This window comes from Rhizobium jaguaris, from assembly GCF_003627755.1.
Taxonomy (GTDB): Bacteria; Pseudomonadota; Alphaproteobacteria; order Rhizobiales; family Rhizobiaceae; genus Rhizobium; species Rhizobium jaguaris.
Genome location: NZ_CP032694.1, coordinates 926,803 through 942,509, shown reverse-complemented (window position 1 = coordinate 942,509; position 15,707 = coordinate 926,803). Strand labels below are relative to the sequence as shown.

The 15,707-nt window shown below is 60.2% G+C and carries 14 protein-coding genes and 1 tRNA gene; 3 read left to right on the top strand and 12 right to left on the bottom strand.

The genetic code is table 11. From position 1 onward, the window contains the following. Window positions 1–4: 4 nt before the first annotated feature. The 9 genes from CCGE525_RS04575 to CCGE525_RS04535 form a co-directional block, all read right to left on the bottom strand. Window positions 5–532 (bottom strand): gluconokinase, encoded by a 528-nt coding sequence (locus CCGE525_RS04575; protein ID WP_120706249.1) that lies wholly within the window; start codon window positions 530–532, stop codon window positions 5–7. Between the two features lie 14 nt (window positions 533–546). Beyond that, window positions 547–1,500, bottom strand: a complete 954-nt coding sequence (locus CCGE525_RS04570) for a peptide ABC transporter ATP-binding protein (RefSeq protein WP_120703249.1) — start codon at window positions 1,498–1,500, stop codon at window positions 547–549. Beyond that, window positions 1,500–2,513 (bottom strand): ABC transporter ATP-binding protein, encoded by a 1,014-nt coding sequence (locus tag CCGE525_RS04565; RefSeq protein ID WP_120703248.1) that lies wholly within the window; start codon window positions 2,511–2,513, stop codon window positions 1,500–1,502. The genes CCGE525_RS04570 and CCGE525_RS04565 overlap by 1 nt, the downstream gene beginning before the upstream one ends. After that, on the bottom strand, window positions 2,513–3,406 hold the full coding sequence (locus CCGE525_RS04560) for an ABC transporter permease subunit (protein WP_120703247.1): 894 nt from the start codon (window positions 3,404–3,406) through the stop codon (window positions 2,513–2,515). Before CCGE525_RS04560 ends, CCGE525_RS04565 begins: the two co-directional genes overlap by 1 nt. A gap of 9 nt (window positions 3,407–3,415) precedes the next feature. After that, complete coding sequence (locus CCGE525_RS04555) at window positions 3,416–4,420, bottom strand: ABC transporter permease subunit (protein WP_120703246.1); 1,005 nt, start codon at window positions 4,418–4,420, stop codon at window positions 3,416–3,418. Window positions 4,421–4,510: 90 nt separating this feature from the next. After that, window positions 4,511–6,106 (bottom strand): ABC transporter substrate-binding protein, encoded by a 1,596-nt coding sequence (locus CCGE525_RS04550; RefSeq protein WP_120703245.1) that lies wholly within the window; start codon window positions 6,104–6,106, stop codon window positions 4,511–4,513. 336 nt (window positions 6,107–6,442) lie between these two features. Next, window positions 6,443–6,931, bottom strand: a complete 489-nt coding sequence (gene rirA, locus CCGE525_RS04545) for an iron-responsive transcriptional regulator RirA (protein ID WP_120703244.1) — start codon at window positions 6,929–6,931, stop codon at window positions 6,443–6,445. A 263-nt stretch (window positions 6,932–7,194) separates the two neighbouring features. Further along, window positions 7,195–7,542, bottom strand: coding sequence for a VOC family protein (locus CCGE525_RS04540; protein ID WP_120703243.1), 348 nt, complete (start codon window positions 7,540–7,542; stop codon window positions 7,195–7,197). A 143-nt stretch (window positions 7,543–7,685) separates the two neighbouring features. Continuing rightward, window positions 7,686–9,182: a CoA-acylating methylmalonate-semialdehyde dehydrogenase gene (locus CCGE525_RS04535; protein ID WP_120703242.1), complete on the bottom strand. Its 1,497-nt coding sequence runs from the start codon at window positions 9,180–9,182 to the stop codon at window positions 7,686–7,688. Between the two features lie 112 nt (window positions 9,183–9,294). Between CCGE525_RS04535 and CCGE525_RS04530 the strand changes: the two genes are divergently transcribed. After that, window positions 9,295–10,176, top strand: coding sequence for a LysR family transcriptional regulator (locus CCGE525_RS04530; RefSeq protein WP_120703241.1), 882 nt, complete (start codon window positions 9,295–9,297; stop codon window positions 10,174–10,176). Window positions 10,177–10,292: 116 nt separating this feature from the next. Here CCGE525_RS04530 and CCGE525_RS04525 read toward each other — a convergent pair whose 3' ends face one another. Further along, entirely contained in the window at window positions 10,293–10,451 is a 159-nt protein-coding gene (locus CCGE525_RS04525; RefSeq protein WP_162950126.1) for a hypothetical protein, read from the bottom strand. 233 nt (window positions 10,452–10,684) lie between these two features. Here CCGE525_RS04525 and CCGE525_RS38220 point away from each other — a divergent pair, with 233 nt between their 5' ends. After that, window positions 10,685–10,837 carry a hypothetical protein gene (locus CCGE525_RS38220; RefSeq protein ID WP_162950125.1) on the top strand — a complete coding sequence of 51 codons (153 nt, stop codon included), beginning with the start codon at window positions 10,685–10,687 and terminating at the stop codon, window positions 10,835–10,837. A 100-nt stretch (window positions 10,838–10,937) separates the two neighbouring features. On the opposite strand, the gene CCGE525_RS04520 is transcribed toward CCGE525_RS38220, so the two are convergent. Next, window positions 10,938–11,014 (bottom strand) — tRNA-His (locus CCGE525_RS04520). A gap of 228 nt (window positions 11,015–11,242) precedes the next feature. After that, entirely contained in the window at window positions 11,243–11,692 is a 450-nt protein-coding gene (locus CCGE525_RS04515; RefSeq protein WP_120703239.1) for a phasin, read from the bottom strand. Between the two features lie 222 nt (window positions 11,693–11,914). On the opposite strand from CCGE525_RS04515, the gene CCGE525_RS04510 reads away from it, so the two are divergent. Beyond that, the gene (locus tag CCGE525_RS04510; RefSeq protein ID WP_120703238.1) at window positions 11,915–15,589 is read left to right on the top strand and encodes an ATP-binding protein; all 3,675 of its coding nucleotides are present in this window, start codon (window positions 11,915–11,917) and stop codon (window positions 15,587–15,589) included. The last annotated feature ends 118 nt before the right edge of the window (window positions 15,590–15,707 follow it).

Here is a 15,707-nt window from a genome sequence, read left to right as displayed (position 1 = left end):
GGATTTAGCGGATCGCGTCGAGGGTCTTGAGTGCGGCCTCGACGATGCCGTCGACCGTGTCATCGATGCCGATCGTCACCACGCCGGGCTCGCCGGTCGGGACTTCCAGCGTTTGTAGCTGGCTTTCCAGAAGCGATGCCGGCATGAAATGGCCCTTGCGCTCGCCAATGCGCCTGGTCAGCAGCTCCTTCGAACCGTCGAGATAGACGAAATAGAGGTGGCCCCCGGCGGCGGCACGCAGACGCTCGCGATAAATACGCTTCAAAGCCGAACATGACACGGCGATCGCTTCGCCTTTCGCCAGGCTCGCGGCGATCTGCTGACCGATAATGTCGAGCCAAGGCCACCGATCCTCGTCCGTCAACGGGATGCCCTTGCTCATCTTCTCGACATTGGCCGCGGGATGCAGTGCGTCACCCTCGACAAAATGCATGCCCAGCCGCGCTGCCATCTTTTCGCCGATGGATGATTTGCCGCTGCCGCTGACGCCCATGATGATGATGGCGAGAGGCGCTTTCGATATGTCGCTCATGGTGCGTCCTGCCATCAATCCAACGGAAAGAAACAGGAGAATTTATGCGTTCCCTCGCCCAGCAATTCCGGCGCTACCTGGCGGCAACGGTCCTGCGCGCGCCAGCAACGAGGATTGAAGTGACAGCCGGTCGGCGGATTGAGAGGGGACGGCAATTCACCCTGCAGGCGGATGCGGTTCTTCTCGCGTTCGGGATCGGCGATCGGCGTCGCCGACAATAGCGCGGCCGTATAGGGATGGCGCGGGCGGGTGAAGACTTCTTCCGCAGTGCCGACCTCGACCGGGCGACCGAGATACATCACCATCACGTCGTCGGCGATGTGGCGAACGACCGAGAGACCGTGCGAGATGAAGAGATAGGCCAGCCCCATCTCCTTCTGCAGGTCCATCAAAAGGTTCAGCACCTGGGCCTGGATCGACAGGTCAAGCGCGGAGACCGGCTCGTCGAGCACCAGCACCTTCGGCCGCAGCATCAGCGCGCGGGCGATGGCGATGCGCTGGCGCTGGCCGCCGGAGAACATGTGCGGATAGCGGTCGTAATGTTCCGGGCGCAGGCCGACGCGGGCCATCATCTCCTCGGCCTTGCGTCGGCGGGTGGCGGCATCGTCGTCAGTATTGATCTTCAGCGGCTCTTCGAGGATAGAACCGACCTTTTGGCGCGGATTGAGCGAGCCGTAAGGATTCTGGAAGACGATCTGGACGGCGCTGCGCAAGCTGCGGTCGCCAAGCTTCGCCGGCTTGCCGTCGATCAGCAGTTCGCCGGCTGTCGGGTCTTCGATCATCGTCACAAGGCGGGCGAGCGTCGACTTGCCGCAACCGGATTCTCCGACGACCGCAAGCGTCCGGCCGGACTCCAAGCTGAAGCTGACGCCGTTCAATGCCTTGACGGTGGCCTCCGGTTTGAAGGTGCCGCGCTTGACCGTGTAGTAACGGGCGAGATCGCGCCCTTCGAGAACAGCGCCCGTCATTAACGGCCTCCTGCTGCTTGCGTGGCGACAAGGCCGGGATGGCCGAGCGGCTTGCCGTGTTCCAATGGATAATTGCAGAGTGCCACGCCGAGGTCCTCGCCCTGACGCTTGACGCCACGGTCGCATGCCGGCGTCGCAAACGAGCAGCGTGGCGCAAAGAGGCAGCCGGAGGGGCGATCATGCTGACCGGGCACAACGCCGGCAATCGACGGCAGGCGCTCGCCGACCACGGCACGCTCCGGCAGAGCCGAGAGAAGTGCTGCCGTGTAGGGATGATGCGGATCGCTGAACAGGGCCTTTACCGGTTGTTCCTCGACCTTCTGGCCGGCATATTGCACCTGCACACGCTCGGCGGTTTCCGCCACCACGCCCATGTCGTGCGTTATCAGCACCAGTGCCATGCCCTGCTCTTTCTGCAAGCGCACAAGCAAATCGAGGATCTGTGCCTGAATGGTCACGTCGAGCGCGGTGGTGGGTTCGTCGGCGATCAAAAGCTTCGGATTGCAGGCAAGCGCCATGGCGATCATGACACGCTGACTCATGCCGCCCGACATCTGGTGTGGGAAGTTCGACAGGCGATCTTCAGGCGCCGGAATGCCGACAAGGTTCAAAAGCTCGATCGAACGCTCGCGGCGCGCCTTGCGGTCGAGACCCATATGGATGCGCAGCGTCTCGCCAAGCTGGAAGCCGACGGTGAAACACGGATTGAGGCTCGACATCGGCTCCTGGAAGATCATCGCCATGTCCTTGCCGATGATCTTGCGGCGCTGGCGCGAAGAGATGCCACGCAGGTCCTTGCCATCGAACATCATGCGGTCGGCGGTAATCTTCGCCGTCCAGGGCAGAAGTCCCATCATTGCCAGCATAGACACGGACTTGCCGGAGCCGGATTCGCCGACGATCGAGAGAATTTCCCCCTTGTCACAGGTAAGAGATACACCGTCCACCGCCCTGAACAGGCCGGACGAGGTCTGGAACTCAACGGTGAGATTTTCAATATCGAGAAGCGGCATCACGACCTCTTCAGCTTTGGGTCGAAGGCATCGCGCAGGCCATCACCCATCAGATTGATGGCGAGAACCGTGATCAGGATGCAGAGACCGGGAAAAGTGACGAGCCAGGGGTTGCTCTGGAAGAATTCACGCGAATCCGCCAGCATCGTGCCCCATTCCGGCGTCGGCGGCTGCGCGCCCTGGCCGAGAAAGCCAAGGGCAGCGGCGTCCAGGATCGCGGCAGAGAAGGCGAGCGTCGCCTGCACGATCAGCGGCCCCAGGCAATTCGGCAGGATGGTCTTGAACATCAGGCGCAGCGGACCAGCACCGGAGACGCGCGAGGCGATGACATATTCCTTGTCACGCTCAGCCAGCACCGAAGCACGTGTCAAGCGGACGAAATGCGGCTGGTTGACGATGGAGATGGCGATCATGGCGTTGGTCAGGCCAGGCCCCAGGATCGCCACCAGCACGAGAGCCAACAGCAGCGAGGGGATGGCAAGGATGATGTCCATGATGCGCATGATAATCGTATCGGTGCGGCCGCGGACATAACCGGCGACGAGGCCGATCAGGATGCCGGCGAGCGCCGAAAGCGAGGCAACCACCAGGCCGATGAACAGCGAAAACCGCGTTCCGTAGATCAGGCGCGAAAGAAGATCGCGGCCATTGGCGTCGGTGCCGAGGAGAAAACTGCTATTGCTGCCTTCGGCCCAGGCAGGCGGCAGGCGCTGCATGGCGCTGCCGTAGGCCGTATCGGGATCATGCGGGGCGACCAGGCCTGCGAAGATCGCCAGAAACAGAACGAAGAGGAAGATCGCCAATCCAATGACGGCGCCCTTGTTGCGCGAGAAATAATACCAGAACTCCGCAAGAGCGGAGGGGCGGTCGGATTTGAGACTTACTGTGCTCACGGGCCGCTCCTAGTGACGAATGCGTGGATTGATGAAGCCGTAGAGCAGGTCGACGACGAGATTGACGAGCATGACGATGCCCGCGATCAGCAGCAGACCGCCTTGCACCACAGGATAATCGCGCTTGAAGACAGCGTCGATCATCCATTTGCCGATGCCCGGCCAGGAAAAGATGCTTTCCGTCAAAATGGCGCCGCCGAGCAGCACGCCGACCTGCAGGCCGATGGTGGTAACGACCGGGATCATGGCATTGCGCAGCGCATGCACGGAGACGACGCGCAGCGGCGCGAGGCCTTTGGAGCGCGCGGTGCGGACATAATCCTCGCCGAGAACTTCCAGCATGGCCGAGCGCGTCTGCCGCGCGATGACGGCAAGCGGAATGGTGCCAAGCACGACAGTCGGCAGGATCAGCGAGTTGAGGGCGGAAGCGAAGGCGCCCTTCTGGCCGGACAGCAGACTGTCGATCAGCATGAAGCCCGTAATTGGCTTGAAGAAATAAATCAGCCCGATGCGGCCCGAAACCGGCGTCCAATGCAGATAGCCGTTGAAGACGATGATCAGCAGCAAGCCCCACCAGAAGATCGGCATGGAGTAGCCGACAAGCGCAACACCCATCACGCTCTGATCGAACCAAGTGCCGCGCTTGACGGCGGCGAAAACGCCGGCCGGGATCCCAAGACAGACCGCCAGGATCATGGCGCAGATCGACAGTTCCAGCGTTGCGGGGAAGAAGGTCAGGAAGTCGGTTAGGACGTCGCGCTTGGTGGTGATCGAGGTGCCGAGGTCGCCGTGCAGCGCGTTCCAGACGTAGCGACCATATTGCACGATCAGCGGCTGGTCGTAGCCGAGATCATGGGAGATCTGAGCATGGCGTTCCGGCGACATGACGCGCTCGCCCGACAACAGCATGACGGGATCGCCGGGAAGCAGGCGGATGAAAGAGAAAGCGACGATCGAAACGCCGAGGAACGTCGGGATCAGCACCGCAAGGCGGCCGAAAAGAAATCGCAACATGGCAGATGTCCAAAGTTTTCCGGCGGTCAGACAAGTTGCCTGACCGCCGGTTGCACCCGGTTTTCAATCGGGTATTTCAGAATGTGTCCGTTATTCGGCGATATCAACGCCGTCGAAGCGGTGAACGCCGACCGGATCCTGCACATAGCCGGAAACCTTGGTGCTCATCGGAATGAACTCCTCGGAATGGTCGATGGTCATCCACGGAGCTTCGCGCTTGAAGACGACCTGTGCCTGTTCATAGAGCTTAGTGCGCTCATTGAGGTCGGCAGTCTGCTTGGCCTTCTTCACGAGATCGTCGAATTCCTTGTTGCACCACTGAGCGCGGTTATTGCCGCCGACGGCGTCGCAGCCGAGCAGCGTGTCAAGGAAGTTGTCCGGATCGCCATTGTCGCCGGTCCAGCCTAGGATGGCAGCACCATCGCGGTCCTTGGCGGAGGAGAGCTTCAGATACTGGGCCCAGTCATAGGTGACGATCTCGGCCTTGACGCCGATCTTGGCGAGGTCAGCCTGCATCAGCTCGGCGGCACGACGTGCGTTCAGCATGTACGGACGCGAAACCGGCATCGCCCAGATCTTCATGCTGAGGTTCTTGACCCCAGCCTTTTCGAGCATCTTCTTGGCTTCTTCTGGATTGTATGCGTCGTCCTTGATGTCCTTGTTGTAGGACCACATGGTCGGCGGGATCGGGTTGGTCGCAACAGAGCCAGAACCCTGGAAGACAGCGTCGACGATCGCCCGCTTATCCACGGCCATGTTCAACGCCCTGCGCACTTCGGCCTTGTCGAAGGGAGCAACCAGCGTGTTGTAGGCGAGATAGGAGACGTTCAGGCCCGGCTGTTCGAGAACCTTCAGGCTCTTGTCGGTCTGGAGATCCTTGATGTCGGCGGCATTCGGATAAGGCATGATCTGGCATTCGCCAGACTTCAGCTTCTGCGCGCGAACCGATGCGTCAGGGGTGATCGCGAATACGAGATCGTCGATCTTTTCCTTGCCCTTGAAGTAGGTATCATTCGCCTTGTAGCGGATGACGGCGTCGGGCTGATAGGCGACGAAGGTGAACGGACCAGTGCCGAGCGGCTGCTGGTTCAGCTGTTCCATCTTGCCGTCGGCCTGCAGCTTGTCGGCATATTCCTTCGACAGAACCGAGGCGAAGTCCATGGCGAGATCGGCGATGAACGGCGCTTCCGGATGGTTCAGCACGAACTTGACGGTGAGGTCATCGACCTTATCAACCGACTTGATGAGGGTTGGGAAGCCCATACCCGCAGCATATTCATAGGAACCGCCGGCGACGTACTTGGCCCACGGGCTGTCTTCCTTGAGCTGGCGGTTGAACGAGAAGACGACGTCGTCGGCATTGAGATCGCGCGTCGGGGTGAAATAATCGGTGGTCTGGAACTTCACCCCCTTGCGGAGCTTGAAGGTATATTCCTTGCCGTCGGGGGAAACGGTCCAGCTTTCGGCGAGGCCCGGTTCAACCTCGGTGCTGCCGTGCTTGAACTCGACGAGGCGGCTGTAGACCGTACGCGAAGAGGCATCGAAGGTGGTGCCGGCGGTATAAATTCCCGGATCGAAACCTTCCGGCGAACCCTCCGAGCAATAGACAAGCGTTTTGGACCAGGCGGACGTTGCCATGACCGAAGTCAAGGCAGTCACTGCCAGCAGGACAGAGATCTTTCTCATGATATCGTTTCCCAGGTTTGTTCTTCTTTTGAAACCGTGGATCCCCATAGGTTCCCATCCGGATCGCGCCGATGGAACGCTATTTAATGTGTGAAAGCAACACGCGCCGCCTAAAATTTTTCCAAATTATGGAGTTTGGAAATTTTCAGATAAAAATGGTCTTGGATTGGTAATAATCTGACGAAATCGCGTCCCTTTTAGACGCAATTGGGATAATTTTACGCTTGCCTCTTCGAAAATACTAATAATTTGCCGCAGGATTACCTGACGGCACAAACGAAAAATCCGCGGACACTTCAAAGCGACCGCGGACGAAAAACTGCGCAAATTGAGGGGTCAGGCAGCCGGTGCCGCGATCGCCGGCTTCTTGGCGATCGCCCTGCGATCCTCGTCGGTCAGACCGAGCAGGAAATTGATCTGCGGACGGGCTTTGACGAGGTCGTCGATGGAATATTCCGTCAGCACGTCGAAGAAGGCGTTGAGCGCCTTGCGCAGCGCTGAATTCAGTCCGCAACTATCGACCAACGGGCATTCGACGACACCTTCCTCGAAACATTCCGCCATCGCGAAACTATCTTCGGTTACCCGGACGACGTCGAACAGGCTGATATCGGTCGCCGGCTTGCCGAGACGCACGCCGCCATTGCGGCCACGCACGGTTTCGACGAGGCCGGCCTTAGTGAGCGGCTGCAAAATCTTGAACAAAAACAGTTCGGAAACACCATAGGCTCTGGCGATTTCCGGAATGCGACTCAAGTGGCCTTCATTGGCGGCGCAATACATGAGCATGCGCACTGCGTAGTTGGTCTGCTTGGTCAAGCGCATGCCGATCTCCTGGAATCAAGGCCGCATAGGACGGTTCGACTGGTATATAGTGCCTTTCGTAGTTTTGAACAATTCCAAAAGATGAAAATCACATTCACGTTATTCTGATGGACGATATCGGCCGTCAGTCGCGTTTCGGCGGACGTGTCTCTGTCGCTCCCTGCCCTGCCCGCAGCTCCCTGGCGTAGTCGAGGATAGCCTGCTTGCGTTCCGGCAGGTCCGGATGGGTCGACAACATGCCTGGGGCAAAATAGCATCGGGAGTCACGGCGCTGAAACCCAGACCGCCATCTCGCAGCCGCCGGGCTCGCGGAAATGAAAGCGCCGGCCGCCGGGAAAGTCGAAGGCGGGGCGCGTTACCACACCGCCGGCGAGTTCGACGGCGCGCTGCGCCGCTTCCAGATCCGTCGTCCGCACGACGGGAAGTGGCGCGTCGGTGGCTTCTGCCGCGTTGCCCTGGATGCCAGCGTCGATGCCGGCGGCTTCGATGGCGTGATAGGTCGGCCCGTAGCTGACGAAGCTCCATTCGAAAGCTTCCTCGAAAAAGCGCCGGGTCTTCAACCCGTCGGTCGATGGAAATTCGAGATAGTCGATCTGATAGGTCGCGGACATCGCACCGTCCTCCAGTTGTTCTCGTTTTGTTCTAAAACAAAACGCACCCTCCGGCAAGATGACTCCGCAGAAAATAACCGCAACAAAAAACCGCCGCCCAATCGGATTGAGCGGCGGTGCGTATCAGACGATATCGACGGACATCACTTCATCGTCGGCATGACGAACTCGGCACCATCCTTGATGCCGGACGGCCAGCGGGCGGTGATCGTCTTGGTGCGGGTCCAGAACTTGATCGAATCCGTGCCGTGCTGGTTGAGATCACCGAAGCTCGACGACTTCCAGCCGCCAAAGGAGTGATAAGCGAGCGGAACCGGGATCGGTACGTTGACGCCGATCATGCCGATATTGATGCGCGAGGCGAAATCGCGGGCGGCGTCGCCATCGCGGGTATAGATCGCGACGCCATTGCCATATTCATGCTTCATCGGCAGGTCGAGCGCTTCTTCATAGTTCTTGGCGCGGACGACCGAGAGAACAGGCCCGAAGATTTCGGTCTTGTAGATATCCATGTTGGGTTTGACATGGTCGAACAGGCTGCCGCCGACGAAATATCCGTCCTCGTAACCCTGCAGCTTGAAGCCACGGCCATCGACAACGAGCTTGGCGCCTTCCTCAACACCGCGGTCGATCAGGCCGTTGACGCGGTTATAAGCATCCTTGGTGACGAGCGGGCCCATATCGGCCTTGTCATCGGTGTAGGGGCCGATGCGCAGGGATTCGATCTTCGGCACCAGCCTTTCCACCAGGCGATTGGCCGTGTCTTCACCGACCGGAACGGCGACGGAGATCGCCATGCAACGTTCGCCGGCCGAACCGTAGCCCGCACCCATCAGGGCGTTGACGGCCTGATCCATGTCGGCATCCGGCATGATGATCATATGGTTCTTGGCGCCGCCGAAGCATTGGGCGCGCTTGCCGTTCATCGCCGCCGTGCCGTAGACATAACGGGCAATCGGCGTGGAACCGACGAAGGTAACTGCAGCAATATCAGGATCGGTCAGGATGGCGTCGACCGCAGCCTTGTCGCCATTGACGACGTTGAGGATGCCTGCCGGCAGACCGGCTTCGATCATCAGTTCGGCGAGACGGATCGGCACGGAGGGATCGCGCTCGGACGGCTTCAGGATGAAGGCGTTGCCGCAGGCGATCGCCGGCGCGAACATCCACATCGGGATCATGGCCGGGAAATTGAACGGCGTAATGCCGGCGCCAACACCGACTGGCTGGCGGATGGAATACATGTCGATCGCCGGGCCGGCGCCTTCGGTGAACTCACTCTTCTGCAGGTGCGGAATGCCGCAGACGAATTCGCAGACTTCCAGGCCGCGGATGACATCACCCTTGGAGTCCTCGACCGTCTTACCGTGTTCCTTGGAGAGCATCACAGCCAGTTCGTCCATATTCTTGTTCAGAAGCTCGACGAACTTGAAGAAAACGCGGGCACGGCGCTGCGGATTGGTGGCGGCCCATTTCGGCTGCGCGGCCTTGGCGTTTTCGACGGCTGCGCGAATTTCCTCGACGCTTGCGAGCGCGACCGTTGCCTGCACTTCGCCGGTTGCCGGATTGTAGACGTTGCTCGTGCGGCCGCTGGTGCCGGCGACGTGCTTGCCGCCAATGAAATGACCGATCTCTTGCATGGATGTGCCTCCTCGTTTTCTGGAATGGTGACAGGATCGCACTTCAATTTGCACAAATCAATGAGCTGTTATAAGCAACCGTTGTGCAAAAATTAAAGTCCTGGATGTGCATATGGATTGGGATGATGTCCGCATGTTCCTCGCTGTCGCCCGCACGGGACAGATCCTGGCGGCCTCGAAACGGCTTGGGGTCAACCACGCAACGCTCTCCCGGCGAGTAACGACGCTGGAGGAACGGCTGAAAACGCGGCTGCTGGTGCGCCGCACCAATGGCTGCGACCTGACCGCCGAGGGCGAAATCTTTCTGCATGCGGCCGAGCGCATGGAAACCGAGATGCTGCGTGCCCAGGCAAGCGTCGGCCATCTCGACAGCGCCATTACCGGCACGGTGCGCATTGGCGCACCTGATGGGTTCGGCGTCTCCTTCCTTGCGCCCCGTCTGGGACGGCTGATTGCGCGCTATCCGGAACTGCGCATCCAGCTCGTGCCGGTGCCGCGCTCCTTCTCGCTGTCTCAGCGCGAAGCTGATATTGCCATTACGCTCGAACGTCCGGAACAGGGTCGCCTGGTCTCGTCCAAACTGACGGACTACACGCTCGGCCTTTACGCTTCGAAGGCCTATCTCGACCAGGCAGGCCTGCCCGATAGCGTCGAGGCGCTGAAATTGCACCCGCGCATCGGCTATGTCGAAGATCTGATCTTCACTGCCTCACTCAATTTCTCCGGGGAGATCATGCGTAGCTGGGACGCATCGTTCGAAATCTCCACCGCCATCGGCCAGACGGAGGCGGTGCGCTCCGGCGCCGGCATCGGCATCCTGCACGACTACATCGCCAGGCAATATCCGGAGCTGACCCGCATCCTTCCCGACATCTCTATCAAACGCGCCTACTGGACCATCTATCACGAAAGCGCCCGCGACCTGGTGCGCGTACGCACTGTCGCGGACTTTTTGCAGGAGCTGGTGAGCGAGGAAAGGCGGATGTTTTTGTGAAGCGATGTCAGGCCTCTAAAGCTCGTCACGATCTTTCAGATTCGCTCCCAAGCTTTAGCTCTTTGTTTTTGCATGTCGTTTTCGCAAAACCGCCGCACACTTTTGCGCGACATGCATTAGGCATGCTTCGGCGGCTCTTCGTTCTCATCGGGATTGGGGACAGGCATTTCGTCCGGCAGCCGGTCGGGATCCGGCTCCTGGATCGGCGGCTCGGGTGTCCAGCCGGGACCGGGCATCGGCGGCTTCTCGGGAATCGGGTCGCGTGGCACGGACATGGCCAGTTCCTTCCGTTTTTGCTGTTGATATTGGGGAACGGTCGGGAGCATGCGCGGTTCCACAGGAATTCCGCCAGCCACCCAGCGGTCGCGCCACGATCATGTCACCGATTGCGTTCTAGGAACGTCTCCAGTGGACCCAAGAGGCGCGCCGTAGGTCTTCCAGGTAACTCGCGCTGGACAAGCACCTGCGACCTTCTAATTATCTGGTGAACACCAAGGGGAGTTGGACGATGAGCGAGGAAAAGAAAAAACAACCGAAACTGACCGAAAAAGAAATCAAGGAACAAGACGACTATCTTGAGGAAGCGCTTGAGGAAACCTTTCCCGCCAGCGATCCGATTTCGCCGGGACATGTCACAAAGAAGCCTGCGGATAAGAAATAGACTACGGCCGATAGCGCGATGGCAAGCTTCAAGCATTGGCGATCAATGCGAATTGTCCGAATAGTTTCGGGAGTCAGAAACTTGCTGATTTTTGTGGAAATGGTACGGTTGGGGGGTCTCGAACCTCCGACCTCAGGTGCCACAAACCTGCGCTCTAACCAACTGAGCTACAACCGCACATGCTCGCGTCGCCGCGAACGGGGGTGACATACGAGGACTTTGAAATTATTTCAAGTCCTATCTCCCCGCAATATGAAAAAGCTGGGCATGACTCCAAGCCCATGGCGCACACCCGCATTCAGACGAACGTACAAAAGGTGCTCTGCTGGCCTGAATCTAAAACGTCCCGCTTTCAGTGTTTTCACCTGAAAGCGGGACGTTTCGGCCTTGGGAGGCTTTTGGAAATTAGGCAGCCTTGAAGGAAGCCATGGCCTTTTCAGCCGCGTCCTTGGCCGGCTTTGCCAGCTTTTCGGCGACCTTCTTGGTGGTTTCCTGGATGGACTTGGCCTGCTCGACGGTCACTTCAGCCTGCTTGCGGATGAAGGAGGTCTGCAGTTCGAAGAGTTCGGCGACGGACTTGACGCGAAGCAGGGCTTCCATGTGCGCCAGCGAGCTTTCGGCATTGGTGCGCAGAACGTCGATGGCCTTTAGGCCGATTTCCACGGTGCCTGCCTGGGCGGTCTGCACAGTGGCTTCAACGGTCTTGCCGGCTTCTTCGGCGGCCGTCTTCATCTTGGCGAAGGCTTCCTTGGACTGCGCAGCACCCTTTTCCGCAAAGTCGCGGAAGGATTCAGAGAGCTTGGACGGGTCGAATGCAGCCGTTGAAAAAACGTCGTCTTTCTTTACAGTAGCCATGATAGCGCTCCTATGCGGGCCCTCCTCGGAGGTACCCTTGGTGAATTGATTGAGCGTTATATAATATAAATTATTGTGCATTGCAACATGTTTGTGCGACGCACAATGCATTAACCTTGCCAGTCAAAAACCTGGCCCTTCGCTGGACCTGAAACCGGGGCGCCGTTATTAATAAAGCGTTAAAGCAAGAGAGGCGATCACGCCCGCAAAGCAGGTTGGAACATGCCCGCAATTCAGTACCCATTCATTGACATTGCCGTGCATCCCCGCGTTCGGGAGCGGTTTGCGCGCGGCGAAGCCATGGTGCTGTTTGCGACTGGCATGGATCGCGTGCTCTGGGCCAATGGCGCCGGCGCCAATCTCTTCGGCTACGATGTCATCTATGATTTCCTCGACCAAGGGCCGAAAGCCGGCGACGTCTCCTTCCGGCAGATCGAGGCGACCGCACGTGGACTTGCTGCCCTCGGCGACCAGCGCACCTTTCTGATCCGCATGGCCGCCGGCTTCCAGCGCGCCGTCGTCAGTGCCGCGGTCGAAATCATCCGAGTTCAGGCAGGCGAAGAGGCGATCCTGTTTTCCTCACCAGTCTCCTCTAAGCCGCTGAGCCCCGCCGAAAGCGCGAGGCGGATGATCGGCGGATTTGACGATCCCGATACGCATATGGCCGTGATCGGGCGCGACGGCGAGGTCATCGCCGCTTCCGCGCGCTTCGATGCGCTTGGCGTCACGCCGCAGACCGCGAGGATGTTGACGACCATGGCGGGCGCGCAAGCGGAGCGGCTGATCAAGCGGCCGATCCCAACCGGCCATGGCTATCTGCCCGCCGCCGTCGGCAAGCTGTCGGAAATCCCAGCCTTACATCTGCTCTTCGTCGTCGAGACCGTAGCCGGCAATCTCGATCCGACGGAAAGCCTTGGCGCCGGCGCGGCTGCCGCAGCCATCGAGCCGGAGGCCGAAGAGGCGCGAACGGAACTGGAAACTGCAGCGGCTGAGGAGATGCCCGCTCCCAACGCGGCACCTGTTGCGGAGGCCCCCTCTCCTGACGTCATCGACGCGGTGGCGCATATCCAAGAGGTCGAGGACATTTCGGAGAGCGCCGCCGCCGACCATGAAGAGGCACATCCGCAGTCCGATGCCGCGGGCAAAGATATTGATGCGCTGGTGATGATGGACAGCGCGACGCCGGAACAGATCGAAGCGGCCGCACATGCCGATGAGCTTATTCAGGACGCCGATGACGATCTTCTTTCGAGCGGCGAAGAAGGGCCGGTGGAACATGCGGACACAACCGCTGAACCGGCCGAGGCCAAGGCCGTCATGCCCGAAGTCGACCAACCGGAGGGCTTCACTTTCAAGCGCAGCGGTCGCGCTACGCGCTTCGTCTGGAGGATCGACGCCGAAGGCCGCTTCAGCGAAGTCTCGCGCGAGTTCGCCGAAGCCGTAGGCCCGCATGCCACGAAGGTAACCGGCGTCGCCTTCGCCGACATTGCCGAGCATTTCAATCTCGATCCGGACGGCAAGATCGCCGAGCTTCTGTCGCGGCGCGACACATGGTCTGGCCGGACGATCTATTGGCCGGTGGAAAAGACCAGCTTGGTAGTGCCAGTCGATCTGGCCGCATTGCCGACCTACACCCGCAGCCGCGACTTCGACGGATTCAGAGGCTTCGGCGTCGTGCGCCTCTCCGATGCAATCGAAGATCCGATGAAACTCGGGTTGACGTTGGGCGGAGAGGAAGAGCAGGCCACGCCGAGCATTGCTGAGGAGCCTGTCGCGGAGACGGCAGCGCCAACAATTGCTGAAGAAACGCTGCAGGTCCCGCCGGGGGAAACTGTTGCCGAAGGAAAAGAGGCCGCTCACGAAGCAGGCCCTGAGGCAGCGGAGAATGAAGAGCCGCCTGCCCTGAAGATTGCCGAGACGCCGAACCGTCGCGAATCCGACAAGGTCATCCAGTTGCATCAGCGCCGCCCGTTGATGCAAGGCGGTCTGTCGCTGAGCGAACAGGCAGCGTTCCGCGAGATCGCCCGGCAGCTCGAACCCTTCGGCAAACGCGCCGAGCCGCCCGCCGGTCAGCCTGAAGGGATGGAACAGCCCGAAGAGGTGGTGGACATCTCTCCGCAGCCGAATGCGGCGGATGAGGTGCTGTCCGATGCCGTCGAAACGCCGGCCGATAACAATGCCGCCGAAGAGCGGCCGCATGCCGAAGCTCCGCCGGAGAGCGACGGAACTGCACATTCCGAACCAGACATGCCGGCGCCTTTGGCTGAGACGGAAAAGCCGGAAGAGGTCGCCACGCCCGACCTGGAGGAGCCGAAAACCTCCGGGGAGCCGGAAGGGGATTTCAATCCGCTGAACGTCTTGAACACCGCCATCCCGCCGCGCGTGAAAATGCGCGATGGCCTGTCGGCCGAGATCGTCGACCAACTGCCCCTCGCCATTCTCGTCCATGCCGGGGACCGGCTGATCCATGGCAATCCGGAATTCCTCCGGCTGACGGGCTATGAAAGCCTTGCAGACCTCGAGCATGTCGGCGGGCTGGATGCGCTGTTGCAGCGTCATGATCTCGAAGGCAAGACCGAGCGGCCGGGCACGATGATGGTGGTACGCGCCGACGATGCGCTGGTGCCGGTCACCGCGCGGCTGCAATCGATCCGTTGGGAAGACGGCACGGCTTTGATGCTGGCGCTGATGCCGCTCGACAAGATCGAGACTTCCACACCGTCCGAGCCCGTGCCCGAAGAAGCGCGGCCCGAGCGCATGGTCGAAAAACTCGCCAAGCTGCAGGTCGAAATCGAAGAGCTGCGTTCGACGCTGGAGACGGCAACGGATGGTGTCGTCATCATCGGACAAGAGGGCGAGATCCGCTCGATGAACCGCTCGGCAAGCGCGCTCTTCAACTATGACGACCAGGAAACCCGTGGCAAACCTTTCGTCATGCTGTTTGCGCATGAGAGCCAGAAGGCTGTGCTCGACTATCTCGCAGGGCTCTCCGGCCATGGCGTGGCGAGCGTGCTGAACGACGGCCGCGAGGTCATCGGCCGCGAGGCGGCGGGCGGCTTCGTGCCCCTTTTCATGACCATGGGGCGGCTGAACTCCTCGAACGGCTATTGCGCCGTCATCCGCGACATCACGCAGTGGAAGCGCACCGAGGAAGAGTTGCGCAATGCCAAGCGTGCGGCGGAGACCGCCAATGCCCACAAGACCGATTTCCTCGCCCGTGTCAGCCACGAGATCCGCACGCCGCTCAACGCCATCATCGGCTTTTCCGACATGATGGCCGGCGAGCGCTTCGGTCCTATCGGCCATTCCCGCTATATCGAATATGCGACCGATATCGGCCGCTCGGGCCGGCATGTGCTCGATATCGTCAATGATCTGCTGGATATTTCCAAGATCGAAGCCGGCGAAATGGACCTGGAATTTTCCTCCGTCGGCCTCAACGAGGCGATCGCCGAAGCCGTGTCGCTGGTTCAGCCGCAAGCCAACAGCCAGCGTGTCATCATCCGCACGGCGTTGTCGCAAGCCGTCCCCAACGTCGTCGCCGACTTGCGCTCGATCAAGCAGATCGCATTGAACATCCTGTCGAACGCCATCCGCTTCACGCCGTCAGGCGGCCAGATCGTCGTCTCCACGTCTTACGAAGGCAACGGCAGCGTCGTCATGCGCATCCGCGACACCGGCGTCGGCATGACCCGCAGCGAGCTGGAACAGGCGATGAAACCCTTCCGCCAGGTCTCGACCAATGCCCGCAAGCGCGGCGACGGCACCGGCCTCGGCCTGCCGCTGACCAAGGCCATGGTCGACGCGAACCGCGCGACATTCTCGATCAACTCGGCCCCGAATGAGGGGACATTGGTGGAGATTACATTCCCGTCGCCGCGCGTGCTGGCGAATTGAGGGAAACTGTCAATTCAGTAGAGATGAGAAATGGCTGTATCGAACAACAGAGCCCGATCCTGATCCCGGCCCGAAGCGGTCGCTTTGCTTCATACACCAGACCCCGCCGATCATCGCT

What these genes read in the sequence shown, in the direction of transcription:
- CCGE525_RS04510 (WP_120703238.1), top strand. Translation starts at nt 11,915, where the DNA reads ATGCCCGCAATTCAGTACCCATTCATTGACATTGCCGTGCATCCCCGC.
- CCGE525_RS04570 (WP_120703249.1), bottom strand. Translation starts at nt 1,500, where the DNA reads ATGACGGGCGCTGTTCTCGAAGGGCGCGATCTCGCCCGTTACTACACG.
- CCGE525_RS04535 (WP_120703242.1), bottom strand. Translation starts at nt 9,182, where the DNA reads ATGCAAGAGATCGGTCATTTCATTGGCGGCAAGCACGTCGCCGGCACC.
- CCGE525_RS04530 (WP_120703241.1), top strand. Translation starts at nt 9,295, where the DNA reads ATGGATTGGGATGATGTCCGCATGTTCCTCGCTGTCGCCCGCACGGGA.
- CCGE525_RS04515 (WP_120703239.1), bottom strand. Translation starts at nt 11,692, where the DNA reads ATGGCTACTGTAAAGAAAGACGACGTTTTTTCAACGGCTGCATTCGAC.
- CCGE525_RS04550 (WP_120703245.1), bottom strand. Translation starts at nt 6,106, where the DNA reads ATGAGAAAGATCTCTGTCCTGCTGGCAGTGACTGCCTTGACTTCGGTC.
- CCGE525_RS04565 (WP_120703248.1), bottom strand. Translation starts at nt 2,513, where the DNA reads ATGCCGCTTCTCGATATTGAAAATCTCACCGTTGAGTTCCAGACCTCG.
- CCGE525_RS04575 (WP_120706249.1), bottom strand. Translation starts at nt 532, where the DNA reads ATGAGCGACATATCGAAAGCGCCTCTCGCCATCATCATCATGGGCGTC.
- CCGE525_RS04540 (WP_120703243.1), bottom strand. Translation starts at nt 7,542, where the DNA reads ATGTCCGCGACCTATCAGATCGACTATCTCGAATTTCCATCGACCGAC.
- CCGE525_RS04525 (WP_162950126.1), bottom strand. Translation starts at nt 10,451, where the DNA reads ATGTCCGTGCCACGCGACCCGATTCCCGAGAAGCCGCCGATGCCCGGT.
- CCGE525_RS04555 (WP_120703246.1), bottom strand. Translation starts at nt 4,420, where the DNA reads ATGTTGCGATTTCTTTTCGGCCGCCTTGCGGTGCTGATCCCGACGTTC.
- rirA (WP_120703244.1), bottom strand. Translation starts at nt 6,931, where the DNA reads ATGCGCTTGACCAAGCAGACCAACTACGCAGTGCGCATGCTCATGTAT.
- CCGE525_RS38220 (WP_162950125.1), top strand. Translation starts at nt 10,685, where the DNA reads ATGAGCGAGGAAAAGAAAAAACAACCGAAACTGACCGAAAAAGAAATC.